Origin of the sequence: Phytoactinopolyspora limicola (assembly GCF_011320225.1) — a bacterium.
Taxonomy (GTDB): Bacteria; Actinomycetota; Actinomycetes; order Jiangellales; family Jiangellaceae; genus Phytoactinopolyspora; species Phytoactinopolyspora limicola.
Genome location: NZ_JAAOEN010000001.1, coordinates 336,252 through 353,641, shown reverse-complemented (window position 1 = coordinate 353,641; position 17,390 = coordinate 336,252). Strand labels below are relative to the sequence as shown.

The window sequence follows — 17,390 nt, the reverse complement described above, 5'->3', positions numbered from 1 at the left end:
CCGCCCGCCGCGGGTGTGGCGCCCCCGCCCCCGCCCCCCCCCCGGCGGGGGGGGGGGGGGGGGGGGGGGGGGTTAGTCGAAGTACTCGGCAGCTTCGTCCTTCGTCAGCGAGCCGTCGAGGACGTATGCGTCGGTCTCGTTCTCCACATCGGGCCAGTACTCGTCGAAATTGTTGGTGTCGACGGTGAAGGGGATCGGCACGTGGACGGTGTTCCCGTCGACGCGGTCGGCGGCGAACTCGTTTCCTTGGAGGAGATTCACCACCATGTGGACGGCGGACACGGCGCCGCCGGGCGGGTTCACCACACCGATGCTGCTGAACCCGTTGTCGCGGGCATCGTTCCAGAGCCGCATGTAGCCGACCCGGGCCTCACCGGAGATCACGATCTCGTCCAGTTTGTCCGCGGCCTGCACAGCTCGGAAGATACCCTCGGCCATACCGTCCTGGGTCCATACACCGTCGAGATCGGGATAGGTGGCGAGCAGATTCGACATCACCTGCTGGCCGGTGGCTTGGTCCCAGCCGCCGTCGGCGACGGTGAGCACCTCCACGCCGGCCTGCTCGAATACCTCTTCCGCGGCGCCCCACCGCATCTCGTTGGCGGGGTGTCCGGAGATGCCGTTGACGACGACGATGCGGCCGTCCGAGCCGACCTGGTCGGCCAGCCATTCCGCCGAGATCCGGGCCCACTCGGCCTGATCGATGACGACATTGGTGACACCGGGCGACGTCACTGCCTGGTCGACGGCCACCACCACGATTCCGCGGTCGGTGGCTTCCTGGAACACCGCGTCGAGTGCGGTCTCGGAGTTGGGGTTGACGATGATCGCGTCCACGTCGCGGTTGATCAGGTTGCGGATCTGCTGGATCTGGCCGTTGACGTCGGTGTCCGCGCTCTCGACGACCAACTGGTCGAGGACCCCCTCGTCTTGGTACTCCTCGAACGCCTCGGTGACTCCGTCGACCATTTGGGTGCGCCACTCGCTGCCGACGAAGCCGTTGCTCAGCCCGATAGTGAATGGGCCGTCGCCCCCGGAACCGCCGTTGCCGCCGTTGCTCCCGTCGTCACCACCACAAGCGGCCAACAGGAGGCCGGTGGCCGTGAGGAGCACAGCGGCGCGCCACCTGCGATTGGCACTGCCGATCATGACGAAACAACTCCCTTCATGCCGTCGAATGTTCGCCGGCCGGGCGACGTCCTAGGAAATGGGCGGAGCGCCGGTCGACACTTCTTTCCGATCTAAGCAATAAGAAGTCTCACTGTAATGCTGGCCCCCCGGCTGCCGTCTAGAGGTGAACGACGGATTGTTACCTCAGGTCGCCGGTCAACCTCCGCTGTAGCGGATGACCGCGGCACTTTGATCTTGCTCAACCCACCCCCGTTGTGCACCTGATCTCCGTTTTGGCGCCTGATCGTTTTCACCGGGGTGATCAGATGCACCAACGTCGCCATCACCCGCGGTCAACACGTCGTCGCCCGCATTTGATCACCCCGGTGAAAACGATCAGGCGCCAAAACGGAGATCAGGTGCACAACGGGGGGCGAACGAAATCGGACCACCCGCTGTCACAGCGCGCAACGGAAAGGTTGACGGGCGCCCTAGCCCTGCACGTAGGTGAAATCGCTGACCTTGCGAGCGGCCAGCTCGGCTGCCCCGATCAGGGCGGCGTCGTCGCCCAGTGCGGACGGAACCAGCCTGGGCACGTGCGGGATCCGGCCGACCAGCCGGTCGCGGAGGCCGGGAATGATCTGCTCCGCGGATCGGCCCATGCCGCCCCCGACGACCACCAGCTCGGGGTCGAGGACGGTGCACAGGTTGGCGACGGCGAGCGCGAGGTAGTCGAGCATCTCGTCGAGCAGCGTTGTCGCCTCGGGATCACCCGCCCGGACCAGTTCGAACAGCGCAGCCGCGGTGGCCGGTTCACCCTGCGGTCCACGCACGCCACGTTCGGCGGCCATGCGGGCCACGGCGGCCGATCCGACCCGGCTCTCCAGGTCGCCGAACCCGGGGAACAGCCGGCTGAGTGACGACCTCTCGAGCAGCATGTACCCGACCTCACCAGCTGCCGCGCGGGATCCGCGGTACAGGCGGCCGTCGGCGATGATGCCGACACCCAGCCCGGTGCCCAAGAGGAGTGCCACGAGGTCGCGGATCCCTTGTGCCGCACCGCGGTAGAGCTCGCCAACGGCCAGGACGTTGGCGTCGTTCTCGACGATGACCGGAAGGCCGGTGCGTTCCTGAAGGAGCGTGCCGACCGGGAGTTCCCGCCAGTCGAGGGCGGGGGCCCAGGTCACTCTGCCTTCCCCTTCGGCGTCGGTCACGACGCCGGGGACCGAGATACCGATGGCGCGGCTGGGTTGGCCGCGTTCTTCGGCGGCCGCGCGGAGCTCGTCGACCATCGAGAGGGTCTCGTCCAGTCGCACCGACGCGCGATCCGGCGAGGTGACGACGCTGCTGGCCGGGCGGTATTCCGACCGGTGCACGATGGTTCCGTCGAAGTCGATCAGCGCGCCAACCGTCCTGGTGGCACCGACGCGGAGTACGGCGACGAGTCTGGATTGACCGCTGTAGCGCAGCAGGATCGATGGGCGGCCACCGGTGGATGGCTCGTGGCCATGGGTGACGACCAGGCCTTCCCGCAGGAGTTGTGCGGTCAGCCGGTTGACGGTGGCTGGACTGAGGCCGGTGTGGGTGCCGATCTGGGGCCTGGACAACGGACCGTGTTCCCGCAGCGCTTCGAGGATGGCGGTCTGGTTCACCCGGGACACCGTGCTCACGTTCGCGGTGGCGGGCCTGCGCTTGGGCATGGACGACATCCTCCCCCGTCGGGCACTGCCTGAGGCACTGGTTGCTTTATATCAGAGTGATAATCTACTCGTCGCCGTAGACCGAGGAGAGCGATGCAATCTATGACGCCGGTAGAGGTGGATTCGACGGCCTGGGTCCGCCGCGCGTTGACCGACCGTGGTTGGTTGCTGAGCGGCCGACCGTCGGTCGCGGAGCCAGCCTCGGTGGATGCCGCGCCGGCCGGGCTCGAACCGGTGGTCGGGGTCGACGTCGGGGGGACGAAGATCCACGTGGCGCTGGTTGGCCCTGGGGCTGGCCTGGTCGACGAGACCGTGGACACCGATCGCCGAGGGGGCCGGCATGTCACCGCGCAGGTAGCGGGCCTGGTCGTGAAGCTGTCCGAGCTGGCCGGCCTGGATGCCGTGCCACGTCGGATCGGGATTGGCATCCCGGGGGCACCGGATCTGGATCGGGGCACCGTCGCACACGCTCCGAATGTGCCGGGGTGGGACCGGCTCGACGTGTTCGGTGACTTGGCGGAGCGGCTGGGGGTGCGCCCGTCGTTGTACAACGACGTCAATCTGGCGGCGTGGGGTGAGCGGTTCTGGGACCTGGGCCCGGCAGCCGGTGACCTCGCGTTCGTGGCCGTGGGTACCGGCATCGGGTTGGGTTTGGTCCTCGGTGACCAGCTGCATCGCGGTGGCCATGGGCTGGCGGGGGAGATCGGTGACCTGCCGTTCGGTGCCGACCCGTATGCACCGGAGAGCCTGGTCCGGGGGCCGCTGGAGACCGTGGTCAGCGGACAAGGGGTCCTGGATGCTTACCTCCGCGCGGGTGGCACGCCCGGTTTGGGCGTGCGCGGGATCTTCGACGCCGCTGGTGCCGGTGATCCGGCGGCGGCAACGGTGATTGACGACGTGGGCCGGTTGTTGGCGATGGCGTTGCGGGCTATCCGGGCCATCGTCGACCCCGATGTGTACGTGCTGGGTGGAGGGATCGGCTCTCGTCCGGAGACGCTGGCAGCGACTCGGCGCTGGCTGACCGGGCTGGCCGGTCCGGCGTGGCGGGTCCGGTCGAGTGTCCTCGGGCCGTATGCCACAGTGGCCGGCGCTCTAGCCGTGGCCTGCGCTGATGCGGCGTGAGCCGGCTTCGGCCGGGGTTGGTGGCACGCTGGTCGGCTCGGCCGTGGGGTGTGGGTACGTCTGTATAGGCGAGCTGACCAGCGCTTTTGCTTAGGGTGGTAAAAAAGATGCCGGAAATCTAGCTTCTAAGGGTTCCCAAAGGATCAAGCTGCCAGTACGTTGACGCTCATCATTGCCCGATCCAGGGAGTCGGTGGCATGAGCGTTCACTCTGACAAATACCGAACTCGTCGCAGCTTGTTCGCGCTGGTGACGGCGGCATCTCTGCCTTTGGCCGTCCTGCTGGGGCCGGTCCCCGCGGGCGCCGCCGACAGCGCGGACCCTGCCCCGCCCGCCACAGCTCACCATCATCCAGAGCCGGACTGGGATGTCTTCGAGAAAGTGACCCTGACCCGTGAGGTGGGGGAGCCGATGTCCATGGCGGTACTCCCGGACCGGCGAGTGCTGCACACCAACCGGCAGGGACAGTTCCGGCTCTACGACCCGCACACCTCGAGCACCCGCATCATCACGTCGTTACCCGTCTATCAATTCTCCGAAGACGGGATGCAAGGTATCGCGCTGGATCCGGACTTCGAGAACAACCACTGGGTCTACGTGTACTACTCCCCGGTGATCCCCGGGATCCCGGACGGTCCGGCGCCCGATGAGGTTGAGCCGGGAGACGAACACATCTTCGACCAATGGCAAGGACACAACACACTGTCCCGTTTCACGTTCGTCGACGATCCGGTCAACCCTTACATCGACCTCGACTCCGAGCAGCAGATCCTGGACGTCCCCATCAACCGTGGGTTGTGCTGTCACAACGGCGGCGACATCGGGTTCGACTCGGCGGGCAATCTCTACCTTTCCACGGGTGACGACGCCAACCCGTTCCAGTCTCAGGAATACTCACCCATCGACGTGCGGCCCGGCCGCAACCCGGGGTTCGACGCTCAGCGCAGCTCGGCGAACACCGCCGATCTACGCGGAAAACTGCTGAGGATCACGGTCAACGAGGATGGCTCCTACGACGTCCCGGCGGGCAACATGTTCACGGAGGGAGAGTGGGATCACCTCTTCCCTGATGGCGTATACGACCCAGAGCTGGCTCGTCCAGAGATCTACGCGATGGGGTTCCGCAACCCGTTCCGGTTCTCCGTCGACCCCGTCACGGACACCGTCTACCTAGCCGATTACGGTCCGGACGCACGTGAACCCGATCCGGCTCGAGGGCCGCGAGGCACGGTCACCTGGCACATCATCGACTCGCCGCGCAACGTCGGCTGGCCCTACTGCATCGGGAACAACTTCGCCTACGTCGAATACGACTTCGCCACGGGAGAGTCGGGTGATCCGTTCGACTGCGCCAATGGCCCGGTGAACACGGCCCCGCTCAACACTGGACTAGAACAACTGCCCCCGGTGACACCCGCCGAGGTCTGGTATCACAACTACATCCCGGTGCCGGAATTCCCCGAGCTGGGCAGCGGCGGGGGCGGCGGGCCTATGGGCGGACCGGTCTATCAGTACGACGAGTCCGTCGCGGCCGAGCATCCCACGGCGTTCCCGGAGGAGTTCGACGGCGTTCCGCTCTTCTACGAATGGATGCGCGACTACATCAAACAGTTCCACCTGACCGACGACCGCGCCGGGCTGGACTCGATCACCGACATGCTCCCGACGATGGAGTGGAACCGGCCGATGGACATGGAGTGGGGGCCCGACGGCTCCCTGTACGTGCTGGAGTACGGAGGCGGCTTCTTCGTCGAACATCCCCTGGCGCAGCTGTCGCGGGTGGACTACGTGCTCGACGGTCGATCCCCGGCAGCCCGGGTCGCCGCCAACCCACGCTCCGGGCAGGCGCCGCTGGAGGTAGCGTTCTCCAGCGCCGGCACCCATCATCCGGAGGACGGCGGCGAGATCGTCGACTACCTCTGGACCTTCGGCGACGGTGCAACGTCGGATGCGACCGACCCGGTGCACACCTACACCGACGAGGGCATCTACCCGGCCATGCTGACCGTCACCGACGCCGACGGCCGGACCGGGCAGGCCAGCGTGACCATCGTCGTCGGCAACACCGCACCCGAGGTCGAGCTGGAGCTACCGGTCGACGGTGGCTTCTTCGACTGGGGCGACGAGGTCGCCTACCGGATCGATGTAACCGACGTCGAAGACGAGCAGATCAGTTGCGACGACGTCGTGCTCAACTCCGCGCTCGGCCATGCGGGCCACGCCCATCCCATCTCCGAGCACACTGGCTGCTCCGGTACCTTCGTCACCGCCCAGGCCGGTCATGGCGCGAACGAGGACATCTACTGGGTGCTCACCGCCCGATACACCGATCAGGGAGCTGGCGGCCTGCCACCTCTGACCGGACTGGACCAGGTAACGCTGCAACCGAAGCGTAAGCAGGCCGAGTACTTCGTCGATGCACACGGCGTGACGACCGCGTCGGCGGGTGATCCGGCCGAGGGCGGCAACCAGCGCTTGGCCCAGGTGAACCATGGCGACTGGGCCGCGTACGAACCGATCAACCTCCTCAACGTCGACGAGATCCAGTTCCGCGTCCGCTCCAGCGGCGCCGGCGGCACCATAGAGATCCGCCAGGACGCTCCGGACGGCCCGCTGCTGGGCGCGGCCGACGTACCCGACACCGCGGAGGCATGGACGTTCGTCGCCGCCGAGGTGGACGATCCCGGCGCGACGTTGACCGCCTACCTGGTCTTTACCAATCCCGCCGCGCCGGCCGGTGCGGAGCTGTTCACCGTGAACTTCTTCCAGGCCGTCGGCGAAGGGGTGGCCGGGCCTCCGCCTCCGCCGAGATGTGATGGCTCGATCGTGCTGGGTGTCGCCGACTCCGGTGTGGCCGATCGGGACTCCGGTCACGGCGGGTGTGTGAGCGAGCTGCTGGACGACGGGCGGGAATGGCGTCACCGGGGTGAGTTCGTCGCCCACGTCACCGATGTCACCCAGCAACTCGTCGACGAGGGAGTCATCACGCGCGGCGAGCGAGCGTCTTTGATCCGAGCCGCGGCCGGGTCCGGCATCGGTGGCCGGTCCTGACCCGCGAGACACCTTGACCGAAAAGGAGCGAGACATGGGCACAAACCCCCTCGACCGGCGCGGTTTCCTTCGTGCGGTGGCTGGTGGAGCCGCCGTGGTTGGCACCAGTGCGGCGGGTATGACGGCGTTGGCTGTCCCGGCGCAGGCGAATGCCCGGCTGTTCCCACCGGGACGGATCGGTATCCAGCTATGGACGGTGCGCAACGCCGTGCAGCAGATCGGTTTCCGGCGGGTGTTCGAGCGCCTGGCGAAGCTCGGTTTCACGGAGGTGGAGCCTTTCACCTATGACCAGACTCAGCAGGGCCTACCCCCGGTCACGGTGGCGGAGATCAAGCAGGCGTTGGACGACAACGGGCTGCGCGCGGTCGGCGTGCACCGCGGGATGGGGCGCTGGCGGGACCATCTGGAGGAGGAGCTGGACGCCGCCGAGATTCTCGGGGTGCGATACGTCGGAACGGCCGATCCGCCGGAAGGATGGGGCGGCGCCACCCCCAGTACGGTCGACATCTACCGGCGCGCCGCCGACGAGTTCAACGAAGTCGGCCGCCGAGTGGCGACCAGAGGGCTGCGGTTCTTCCAGCACAACCACGAACGCGAGTTCCGCTACGCCGCCGATCAGCCGGATACGGTGCTCTTCGACGTCTTCCTGGCGCACACCGACCCGCGTCTGGTGTACCTGCAACTGGACCTCTTCCATGCCTACGAAGGATTAGGCCTGGACGGTAACCCAGCCGACCTCGTGGACTACGTGCTCGCCGATCCGCGCCGTTATCCGACGTTCCACGTCAAGGACGGCCAACGCGACCCGGACACCGGGTTGTGGGGTCCGCAAACGCCCTACGGAGAAGGTGATGTGCCGATGCGGGAGTTCTTCAGCGCCCTGCGCGGCAAGAACTACCACGCGATCTGGGAACAGGGGAACGCTGAATATCACGACGACGGCCGGGTCGACATCGAACTCGGATTCGCCCGGGCAGCGCGCAGCGTGCGCAGAATGCAGGCCGAGCGCCGGCTCCGGTGACGGAGATGAGAATGCGTCGTGGGAAGGGAGCTTGAGGGAGCGATGAGGATGTCCAGCGGTATGAAGGCGATCCTGGCGACGTTGGCAGCCGGGGCGCTGGCATGGTCCGGTGGTGCGGCCGCCGCGGCCGGTGATGTGGCGCCGGTCGCCCCTGAGGTGGCGAGTGCGGAGCTGATCGACGCCGGCTGCCCCTATGGATGGTCGACCGAGGTGAACGTGTGGTTCGGGCCGCCACGCGTCGACACGGACGTCGTCAACCTCGACCGTGGCGACGGCTGCACGCTGCTCGACCTCGTCTGGGCCGAAGAGCCGTTCGCCAGCCACGGCGCCTTCATGGCCACCGTGGCCCGCACCAGCCGGGAGTTCGTCCGCGACGGACTGCTGACCCACGCCGAACGGGCGGAGATCGTCGCGGCAGCGGCCCGCACGCGAGTAGGCGGGCCGGCTGATGATTCGGTGCCGAACACCTGCCCCGACCGGGTAGCGCTGACGTTCGACGACGGCCCGTCGTTCTACCGGACCGAGACGCTGCGGATCCTGCGCGACCGGCAGGTTCCGGCCACGTTCTTCGACGTGGGCATGAGGATCGACGCCAACCCGCGGTTCGGGCCGTTCCAGGTCGACGAGGGGCACCTCGTGCTGAACCACACCTACACCCATCCCAACCTGAACACCCTGCTCCAGACCGCCGGCCCGGAGGCGGTACGGGCGCAGATGCTCGACACCGAGGAGGCGTTCGACCGAGCTGGCGTGGATCGGCCGTTCCTCGGCATGCGGCCGCCGTTCCTGGCCGCCAACGCAGCCGTTCAAGCCGAGCTATCGGCGCTCGGGTTCACCGTCATCAGCGGTGACATCCACGCCGAGGACTGGTTGCCGGATCGGCCCGCACAGCGATTGAGGGACGACGTAGTGAGTCAGCTACGTCCGGGAGGCAACATCTTTCTGCACGACGGCCCCATCGACACGGTGGCTGGTGCCGCCCTCATGGAGGCGCTGCCGCTGATCATCGACGATGCCCGAGAGTTGGGCTACTGCTTCGGCACGTTCGACAGCACCGGGGAGATCGTCGCTGATCGGCTGGTGAGCAGCGATCGGCCGATTCCCGTCGTCACCGAGCCGGTGCCGTACCTGCCGCTGCTGTTCGGTGGCGGCGACCCGCCGGATCCGTTCGTCATCGTCGAGCCGTAGACCCGCCGCGATACGTGACCGGGTTTGGTAGGTTCCTCGCCATGCCGGCCCGGTGAACCACGGGCCGGCACAGCGGGAGTGCTCCGGATCCGGTCGCTCCGGTGGCCGGTGGCCGTGGCGAGGCGGGTGGTGAAGGTGAGACTCAGCGAGCCGGAGTGCCGGCGACGAGTAGCCCAGGCGCGGGTGGCCCGGCTGGCGACGGTCTCGCCCGATGGCCGCCCGCACGTGGTGCCAGTCACCTTCGCTGTTCAAGATGACGTCGCGGTCACCGCGGTGGACCAGAAGCCGAAGTCCACCACGAGCCTTCAGCGGCTCCGCAACATTGAGGCGAATCCTTCGGTCAGCTTCGTGTGCGACCGGTACGACGACGACTGGACCCAGCTGTGGTGGGTACGCGTGGACGGGGTCGCGTCTATCGTCAACGGCGGGCCGACATACGAGTGGGCCGGGTCGGTGCTCGCGGCGAAGTACCCACCGTATGTCGATGACCCGCCGCTGGGGCCGGTTATCTCCATCGTCATCGACCGCTGGGTGGGCTGGGCATACTCGTCGAGTTCCACGTGAAGCCGGCCAGGCCTGAATCGGCACGTGGGCGCCCACACCGCCCCGCGTCATTCGCGGCTACGAAATGACGCACCGCCATGCGAGACCACGGTTGGCGTTTAGCGTGCTGTCGTCGAGGTCGGGTCCGATGTATGTGGGTTCCATAACAAAGGGTCCGCCCCCGCGGCGGTATGTCTGTTCAGTCGCGTACTGCCTCGTACCTCAGCAGGACGGTCCCGCCCTGGAAGGTGCGGGTCTCGATCAGCCGCAGCGGGATGTGTGACGGCAGCTGAGGGAAGAACGGCGTGCCGCCGCCTACCGCGGTGGGGAGGACTACGATCTGGAACTCGTCCACCAGCCCCGCCCGTACCAGCGGGGCCGCCAGCGTCGCGCCGGCCACCTCCAGTAGGCCGTCGGTCTCGGCCTTCAGCCGGGTCGCGACCTCGACGATGTCCCCGCGTTCGAGGCGGGAGTTCCAGTCGACAGACTCCAGGGTCCGCGAGAACACCACCTTCGGCATGTCGCGCCAGATCCGGGCGAAGTCGACGGTGATCGGGCTGGCGGCCGGGTCCTGGTCTGCCGTCGGCCAGTACGCCGACATCAGGTCGTAGAGCCGCCGCCCGTACAGCGCCACAGCGATTTCGCGCTCTCTGTCGTTCCAGTACTGGTGTAGTTCGTCGTCCGGTGGTCCGGTCCAGTCGATGCCGCCGTTCACGTCGGCGATGTAGCCGTCCACCGACACGTTCATGCCATAGGTGAGCTTGCCCATGGTCGTCAGACTGCCCGCGCGCGCGAAACTCATCGTGGTGCCACACCGGGCTGGACCGTCTTGCCGACTGGAAATCGAGGCAGAGCCTCTGACGCACGTAGTGAAGCGTGCGTGCGCCGAGGGCACGACGCGGGTCTCTTCGCCGCCTATGAGCGGAACCACTGAACCCAGAACGGGTGACGCCGAGCTGGTGACCTGCGGATGTACTACGAGGTCCACGGAGAGTTCTTAGGTGTCGGGATCACGCGGTACCGGAAATTGATCAGCTCTTCGTCCACGCCGAGCGTCGATAGATGCCGAACCCTGCCTTGCTGAGATTGGCCGCGCTCACCGAATCGGGTCGGGCCGTCGCCACAGCCAATGCGCAGCCTGCTTCGCGAGCTAGCCGGAGGCGGTGCTGCAAGAGCTGCGTCTGGGCGCCCTGGCCGCGGTGCGCCGGCAGAGTCGAGGCACCCCCGAGCACGGCGATATCCCCGTGAACCGTCATCGCTGCGGCAGCGATTGGCGTTTTCCCTCCATAGCCACGACCCGCCGCATGACCGGGAGCCGATGCTCCGCCCGGATGAACGCGGCAACCACCCCGCCGACCTGATAGCCGGCCAGTAGCACCTGCGGGAAGGTTTCGCCATCGTCGGCCTCGACCACGTCCAGACGCGGCCGCGCCTCGGTCGGCGGCCGGGCATCGAGTTGCTTGACAGCCAGGGCGCGATCTCCTGTTCGGGTGAACCCGGCCGCCGACAACAGCTTCTCTGCCGCATCGCCAATCTCGACGGAGGCCAGCAGGGCCGGCATGACACCGCTCCAGAAGGGCGCATTCACGAAGTTGATCGCCGCCGGCACCGTCTCCGGTGTCACCCCGGACACCGTCGAGAGGAAACCCAAAGCGGGATCCGTGGCCACCACGGCCATCAGGCCTACCTGGTCCCATATCCGGAAGCGACCTGGAACGCCCGCATCGATCGCGTGTCGCGTGACCAACCTTGCCCGGCGGTGAAGCGCCCACTCCGCCCTGCTCACATCGGACAACACAGCTCTAGCATGCACTCCCACACCGATCCGCCAACTTCTCCTCGACACGTCGACGTCGGGTGTCCTCACCCGTTCCGTGCCATCGACAGGTGCGCGGGGAGCCGGAATAGCGCGGGTCAGCCGATCTGCTCGAACAGGGACACAATGATCCCCTCGGGTCCGCGGACGTAGGCCATACGGACACTGCCCTGGTACTCGCCGACCCCGCCCACGAGCCCGTACCCGTTGGCAGCCACAGCGTCGATGGCCGCTTGGAGGTCGCCGACCTCGAAGGACACGTTGCGCAGACCCAGCTCGTTGGCCATCGGCGCGGGCGAACCAGGGACGTGGTCGGGTGTGATGAAGCTCGAGAGCTCCAGCCGGGTTCCACCGCCAGGCGACTTCAGCATCGCGATCTCGCAGTGCGCGCCAGGGATGCCGCAGACGGTCTCCACGAACTCGCCGTCCACGGATCCGGTGCCCTCGACCTCGAGGCCCAGCCCGACGAAGAACGCGATGGCTGACTCCAGGTCCGCGACGGTGATGCCGATGTGGTCGAAACGTTGTACGTGTGTCATGTGATCCATCCTCCGCTGGTGATCTGGTCGCTTCGCTGCTGGGACGGAGCCAGAGCCAGAATCTCGACATGCTCGGGCCGCCAACTTGTGGCTACCCCCGATCTTGAGGGGCGGCGGCGTCCGCCGCGGTCGACAGCGTGGATCTCAGGTTCGAACGGCGGCGCGCTTAGGCTGTTCGGAGAGTTTGCGCAGGCCCCGGCGGAGCATGCGGCGGACCACCATCGGGTGTATCCGGGACACGAAGGCCATGTAGAACCGGCCGCGGCGATTGTTGATCCGGGTCACCGTAGTGAGGGTCACGGTGCCGGAGTCCACGAGCATCGACGCCCGGAAGTCGAGGTGGCCGGAGTCAGTGCCGAGTAGCACCTCGCCTTCGGTGCGGTTGATCACGTCGAAGGCCCGACGAGTTTCGCGCCGGATCCCGACCAGCCGAACCAGGTGGTTGCGCAGCCACATCAGCCCGGCTACCGCCCGCGGCGGGTCGGCGAACGTGGCGTCGACCCAGACCTGCGGATCCACGGGCAGTCCCGGGCGCAGCGGCACCTGCCAAGCGTCGGCGAAGTCGATCCGATCGAACACCTCGCGGGCGAGGGCGGCCGCGGCGGGCACCGAGACTGCCGTGGGCTTGGGGAACTCCGTGATGCCTCGCCAGAGCCGCACCCACGGTGACCAGCGAGCCGGCCGAGTGAGCCGCCCGGTGGCGGCGATTTCGGCATTGTCGAGCAGGTCTTCGAGCAGCGCGTTGTGTAGCGGCAGGAGCATGATGGGGGTCAAGATCCGCATCAGACCGCGCGGCTGCGCGGTCAAGATGTGCCGCAGCACGCATCGATCCTCGTCGAGGGATTCGACCACGAGTTCGTGGCGGCCATCGAGGCCGGCGCCGGGTTGAAAGGTGAACTCGATTCGCCGGCCGGGTTCGTAGTCGCTGACTGTGTACCGGACATCGCCGTGTCCGCCGTCGGCGCCCACCTGGAGAGGGCGGTCGAACCGCATGGGCAACCACGCTGGGGAAGGCCACAGACGGTCGTCGTCGCTGGCCATCTGGTCGAGTAGCGCCCCAACCCGGTGGGCGGGTGCGGCGATGGTGCGTTCGTGGACGTTCAGCATGACAGCTCCTTCCATACGGAAGCGTATGGTCATTCCGTACGGTACCGTATGGGCGTGGCCTCGAAAAGAAGCGGTGGGCGGGCGGCGGCCAAGGAAGGCCAGAAACGGCTTTCGGCTGCGGACTGGGCGAGCGCGGCGTTGACCGCGATCGGCGAGAGCGGATTGGCCGGAGTTGCCGTCGAACCGCTGGCCACCCGGCTGGGGGCCACCAAAGGCAGTTTCTATTGGCACTTCCGCAACCGGGAGGCGCTGATCGAGGCCGCGCTGAAACTCTGGGAGGAAGGTCACACCGAGCGGGTCATCACGCAGATCTCCGTGGACCCCGATCCTGCGATCCGGCTTCGCCATCTGCTCGCGTTGGTTGTCGGCTACAGCAGGCACGACCACATCGAAGTCGCGCTGCTCGCCACTGCTGATCATCCGCTAGTAGCGCCGGTGATGCGTAGGGTGACGGAGCGGCGGGTCGCCTATGTCGCCTCGTTGTTCGAGGAGTTGGGGGTACCCGCTGATGAAGCGCGTCGTCGGGCCCTGCTGGCCGTGAGTGTGTACCTCGGTCACGTTCAGCTTGCTCATGCTGCGCCCGAAACGTTGCCGCAGGAGTCGGACGAGTGGCAGCGGCACCTCGCCGCAATCTCCACCGCCCTCCTCCCGTGATCATTGGCTGTTGACTACCGAATTCGGTAGTCAACAGCCAATGATCACGGGAGGAGGGCGGGATGGGCAGGGGTTCGAGTCGGTAGATGTCCCTCCTCAACGCAAGGCACTGTTCCAGACCACAGTCGCTCCCTTAGCCGTGGTGGCTGTGACTTGACTCTCGGGGTTCCGTCAGCTGGTGAGAAGCCTTACTCTTTCGTCACGAAGATCGTCAAACGCAGGCAAAGACGGTGTGTGTTCCGGCGACGCGTGTGCCGTACGGGGAGAAGGGTCGGTGGCGCTTGAGTGCGTGGTTCCAGCGGGACAACACGCAACGGTCTCTGTCACCATCACGTGTCCGATCAAGGTGAGTGACCTTCCCATCCCTGGTCTAGGCTCGCGCACCGCTGTTAAGACCGGGGTTAGTCCAATCGACACCTACAGGCAGCGGTGAGCGCGTTACGGAGGCTTGGTTGGGAGGGTCGAGCGATCGGCCTGGGCGTGAGCGAGGGCGAAGATGATCATCGTCGCCAAGACCATCACCGTAGGCAATGCTGCCCCAATCATGGGCATCGTGACGATGACGGGAACCGGTGGAGCGAACGCGTGGATCACGACAGATACGGACCAACCGTAAGGATCGGATAGATGAAGCGACAGAAGCGGTACCTCATCCCCTTGATAACAGCCGTCATGATGCTCGTGGTGGCTGCTTGTGGAGGCGACGACACTGACGACGACACGGACGACACGCCGGTCGTCGAGCCCACTGAGGACACCACGCCGGAATTGACGGCGCCGCCGCAGCCGACGGAACCGACTGAGGAAGAGATTGCCGAAGAAGAGATCCAGGCTGCGTTCGACGATCTCATAGCGAAGATGGACCATTACTACGCGAACGTGAGTGAGCTGGCGGGCGCGCAAGATGAAGCATGGGCACGCGAGGTCATGGCCGACTGGCCCCTTACCTATCTCGGGGCAGCCGAGACGGAGCTCGAAGGGTTCGTCCACGGCTGGGCACGCCACGAGGCAGATCAGATCGGCGAAACCAATGTCCTTGGCCATCAGGTCGACGAGTTCGAGACCATCGGGCTTCTCGATACAGCCACCTCGACGGCGTGCGTCGACCGGGACGGCCTGGAGTACGTCGACTTCGATGGCGAACCAGTCGACATTCCCCAGCCTACGACCCGCTCCAGCCGGTGGGAAATGACCTGGCATTACATCGAACAGGACGACGACGGTGCGTGGCTACTCGAAGAAGCTGTGGTCGAGCCGGACGAGGACTGCTGACCAATGGTCCGCGCGCGGCCGTTCGTCTCCGCCGGGCTTGCTGCCATCATGGTCGTGGGCATCACGTCGTCAGTGTCTGCTGGTTCGCCCCCCGAGGACGACTGCCCGCCAGGTTATACCTTTCAGTTTGGTGAATGTCGACAAGATGATCCGGACGACGACTCTGACCCGGAGCGCACTGGATGTTCGCAGAACGATCCTGTGGCGATCAACATCCCGTGCCGGTACGGCGACTATGTCTTCGTCACTGAGTATGACGGTTACCTCCGCCGCATGAGTGAGTCCGAGGCTGAGATGTTCGCCCCGGATGGCACGCACGGTTGCGATACCTGTCTCTACCCGGGTGTCTGGGAGAACTATCCGGAGGGGTGGATGTACGAGCTCGCGCGACTCGCCGGGTTTGGGTATCCACCTGCGTGGGCGTCACGAACGCCCGTCTGGTTGCCGGACGGCCCGGGCGGGCCGCCGGTGGATCCGGCCGTGCTTGCGCGGGAGATTCTCGATGATATGGATCTGCAGCCGATCGAGATCGGGATGGCGCCGGCCACGTTGTCCCAGAACCCAGGGTCGATGGGTCTGGTGGGCGCGCCGGTGTGGATGTGGGCGGTCGACCCCTCACCGCAAACGTGGGGGCCGCTCGAGGAGTCCGGTAGTGAGCAGGGTGTGACCGTCACTGTGGTGGCTGAGGTTGAGCATGCCGAGTGGGACATGGGCGACGGTGGCTCGACGACGTGCAGCACGCCTGGTCAGCCCTACCACGAGGCGATGGGTGTGCGAGATTCGCCGGACTGTGGGTATCTGTACACGCGCACCAGCCGCGATGAAAGCGATCAGGCCTACACAGTGACGGCTACGACGATGTGGGCTGCGAGTTGGGAGGCTTCGACGGGGGAGTCCGGGACGCTGGATGTGGATCCGTTGACGTCTTCGGCGTCGGTGCGTATCGGTGAACGCCAACTCATCGAGCAGTAGGGAGGGGGCAGCGTGCGCCAGTTCGGAAGTCTCGCTCGCGCCGAAGAACATCAACGACGTCGTAAGGCACCCCACAGTGCGATCCGGCCTAGGGGCCCGTTTCATGCCGAGATTCCCAGAACGCGAAGGGTCTAAGACGTGTCAGACACAGTGAGTGCGCCGCGACGGAGCGATTGCGAGCGTGGAGCAATCGGCCTGGTCGCGAGCATCCTGGCGGTGGCGTTGATCGCGATCATTGGGCTCGTGTTCGACGGCGGCGTGAAGGTCCGAAACATGCAGCGGGCGGATAATGCTGCCGCTGAAGCTGCGCGTGCAGCGGGCCAACACATCGACGGTACGGATCTAGGCGGTGGTTTCGGGCTAGACACCGGAGCCGCAATGGCCGCTGCGCGAAGTTACCTCGCCGAAGCAGGTGTCCAGGGCGACGTGTCGATCAGTGGCGACTTGATCACCGTCACGACAATCACCACCGAGAAGACCGTCTTCCTGTCCATCATCGGAATAACCACCCTTACCAGCCACGGCGAGGCCACAGTAAGAATCGCCGAAGATCTGTGACGCCAAGGAACGGAAGGCGAATATGAGCGGGATCGGGTATAGGACCATTGTCATAACCGGGTTAGCAGCAAGTCTGCTCACCGGATGCACGAACAACAGCGAGCCAGATAGCACGACTCCGATCTCCACTCAAACGCCGCCAACTGCCACCCCGACGTTTGCCGACCCGGACGAACCTGTGGGGCCGCCCCTCACGGCGCCGACTCAGGAGACGGCGACGCCGGATGAAACAACGCCGGAGGCGGAGCTTGAAAGCGAAGAGGATCTCGCATCTGGGGCGGCTGAGCTGGCGATTCTCGATTTTCATACGGTGATGGACCGGCTCTTTTCCGATCCAGAACTAGAGCTCGAAGAGTTGGACGAGGTTGCCATGGGGCAGGCATGGATCAGCGTTCACGAGAGTGTGCAGGATGCGCGGGCGGCTGGCCGTATACGTACGGGCGAATCAACAGTCCACGGCTTTGAGGTTATTGATCACGACCTTGATCCTGATCAGCCTGAGGAAGGGGTTGCGCCTCGACGAATCGTGGTTCGTGGCTGTCTCGTTACTCACAATGGTGATGAGGTGTATTTCCAGTACCTTTTGCACGATACGTCGGGCAGTGAGGATTACCACTGGCGAGTCGTCGTCGACGAACCGGTGTTCACCGATGATGATCCGCCGGAGCCTGAGCCATGCCCCTGAACCGCTGCCGCTGGCTCGTCCAGGTTATTGCGCCCTTAGTTTTGATGAGTTTC

Annotated in this window: 17 protein-coding genes; 10 read left to right on the top strand and 7 right to left on the bottom strand. The window is 66.0% G+C overall.

The window, feature by feature from the left end; genetic code table 11:
• Positions 1–72 precede the first annotated feature (72 nt).
• Positions 73–1,149 carry an ABC transporter substrate-binding protein gene (locus G8760_RS01785; RefSeq protein ID WP_166345744.1) on the bottom strand — a complete coding sequence of 359 codons (1,077 nt, stop codon included), beginning with the start codon at positions 1,147–1,149 and terminating at the stop codon, positions 73–75.
• A gap of 452 nt (positions 1,150–1,601) precedes the next feature.
• Complete coding sequence (locus G8760_RS01780) at positions 1,602–2,810, bottom strand: ROK family transcriptional regulator (protein ID WP_166345741.1); 1,209 nt, start codon at positions 2,808–2,810, stop codon at positions 1,602–1,604.
• Positions 2,811–2,903: 93 nt separating this feature from the next.
• Between G8760_RS01780 and G8760_RS01775 the strand changes: the two genes are divergently transcribed.
• The 5 genes from G8760_RS01775 (at position 2,904) to G8760_RS01755 (ending at position 9,755) form a co-directional block, all read left to right on the top strand.
• Entirely contained in the window at positions 2,904–3,932 is a 1,029-nt protein-coding gene (locus G8760_RS01775; RefSeq protein ID WP_166345738.1) for an ROK family protein, read from the top strand.
• A gap of 197 nt (positions 3,933–4,129) precedes the next feature.
• Positions 4,130–6,982 carry a PQQ-dependent sugar dehydrogenase gene (locus tag G8760_RS01770; RefSeq protein WP_166345735.1) on the top strand — a complete coding sequence of 951 codons (2,853 nt, stop codon included), beginning with the start codon at positions 4,130–4,132 and terminating at the stop codon, positions 6,980–6,982.
• Between the two features lie 34 nt (positions 6,983–7,016).
• Positions 7,017–8,003: a sugar phosphate isomerase/epimerase family protein gene (locus G8760_RS01765; protein ID WP_166345732.1), complete on the top strand. Its 987-nt coding sequence runs from the start codon at positions 7,017–7,019 to the stop codon at positions 8,001–8,003.
• Positions 8,004–8,051: 48 nt separating this feature from the next.
• Positions 8,052–9,191 carry a polysaccharide deacetylase family protein gene (locus tag G8760_RS01760; protein WP_166345729.1) on the top strand — a complete coding sequence of 380 codons (1,140 nt, stop codon included), beginning with the start codon at positions 8,052–8,054 and terminating at the stop codon, positions 9,189–9,191.
• 135 nt (positions 9,192–9,326) lie between these two features.
• A complete protein-coding gene (locus G8760_RS01755; RefSeq protein ID WP_166345726.1) occupies positions 9,327–9,755 on the top strand; it encodes a TIGR03668 family PPOX class F420-dependent oxidoreductase in 429 nt (142 codons plus the stop codon).
• Between the two features lie 178 nt (positions 9,756–9,933).
• Here the strand turns inward: G8760_RS01755 and G8760_RS01750 are convergent, their stop codons facing one another.
• The 5 genes from G8760_RS01750 to G8760_RS01730 form a co-directional block, all read right to left on the bottom strand.
• Positions 9,934–10,503: a dihydrofolate reductase family protein gene (locus G8760_RS01750; RefSeq protein ID WP_166345723.1), complete on the bottom strand. Its 570-nt coding sequence runs from the start codon at positions 10,501–10,503 to the stop codon at positions 9,934–9,936.
• A gap of 262 nt (positions 10,504–10,765) precedes the next feature.
• The gene (locus G8760_RS31055) at positions 10,766–10,990 is read right to left on the bottom strand and encodes a GNAT family N-acetyltransferase (protein ID WP_166345720.1); all 225 of its coding nucleotides are present in this window, start codon (positions 10,988–10,990) and stop codon (positions 10,766–10,768) included.
• Positions 10,987–11,412 carry a hypothetical protein gene (locus G8760_RS01740; protein ID WP_166345717.1) on the bottom strand — a complete coding sequence of 142 codons (426 nt, stop codon included), beginning with the start codon at positions 11,410–11,412 and terminating at the stop codon, positions 10,987–10,989. The genes G8760_RS31055 and G8760_RS01740 overlap by 4 nt, the downstream gene beginning before the upstream one ends.
• Before the next feature lie 236 nt (positions 11,413–11,648).
• Positions 11,649–12,089 (bottom strand): VOC family protein, encoded by a 441-nt coding sequence (locus G8760_RS01735; RefSeq protein WP_166345714.1) that lies wholly within the window; start codon positions 12,087–12,089, stop codon positions 11,649–11,651.
• Between the two features lie 144 nt (positions 12,090–12,233).
• On the bottom strand, positions 12,234–13,196 hold the full coding sequence (locus tag G8760_RS01730; protein WP_207781917.1) for a DUF2867 domain-containing protein: 963 nt from the start codon (positions 13,194–13,196) through the stop codon (positions 12,234–12,236).
• Between the two features lie 48 nt (positions 13,197–13,244).
• Between G8760_RS01730 and G8760_RS01725 the strand changes: the two genes are divergently transcribed.
• The 5 genes from G8760_RS01725 (at position 13,245) to G8760_RS01705 (ending at position 17,337) form a co-directional block, all read left to right on the top strand.
• Positions 13,245–13,850, top strand: a complete 606-nt coding sequence (locus tag G8760_RS01725) for a TetR family transcriptional regulator (protein ID WP_166345711.1) — start codon at positions 13,245–13,247, stop codon at positions 13,848–13,850.
• A gap of 627 nt (positions 13,851–14,477) precedes the next feature.
• Positions 14,478–15,122, top strand: a complete 645-nt coding sequence (locus G8760_RS29720) for a hypothetical protein (protein ID WP_207781915.1) — start codon at positions 14,478–14,480, stop codon at positions 15,120–15,122.
• Between the two features lie 201 nt (positions 15,123–15,323).
• Positions 15,324–16,094 (top strand): hypothetical protein, encoded by a 771-nt coding sequence (locus tag G8760_RS01715; RefSeq protein WP_166345708.1) that lies wholly within the window; start codon positions 15,324–15,326, stop codon positions 16,092–16,094.
• Positions 16,095–16,232: 138 nt separating this feature from the next.
• Positions 16,233–16,652, top strand: coding sequence for a pilus assembly protein TadG-related protein (locus G8760_RS01710; RefSeq protein ID WP_343074344.1), 420 nt, complete (start codon positions 16,233–16,235; stop codon positions 16,650–16,652).
• A 22-nt stretch (positions 16,653–16,674) separates the two neighbouring features.
• On the top strand, positions 16,675–17,337 hold the full coding sequence (locus G8760_RS01705; RefSeq protein WP_166345705.1) for a hypothetical protein: 663 nt from the start codon (positions 16,675–16,677) through the stop codon (positions 17,335–17,337).
• The last annotated feature ends 53 nt before the right edge of the window (positions 17,338–17,390 follow it).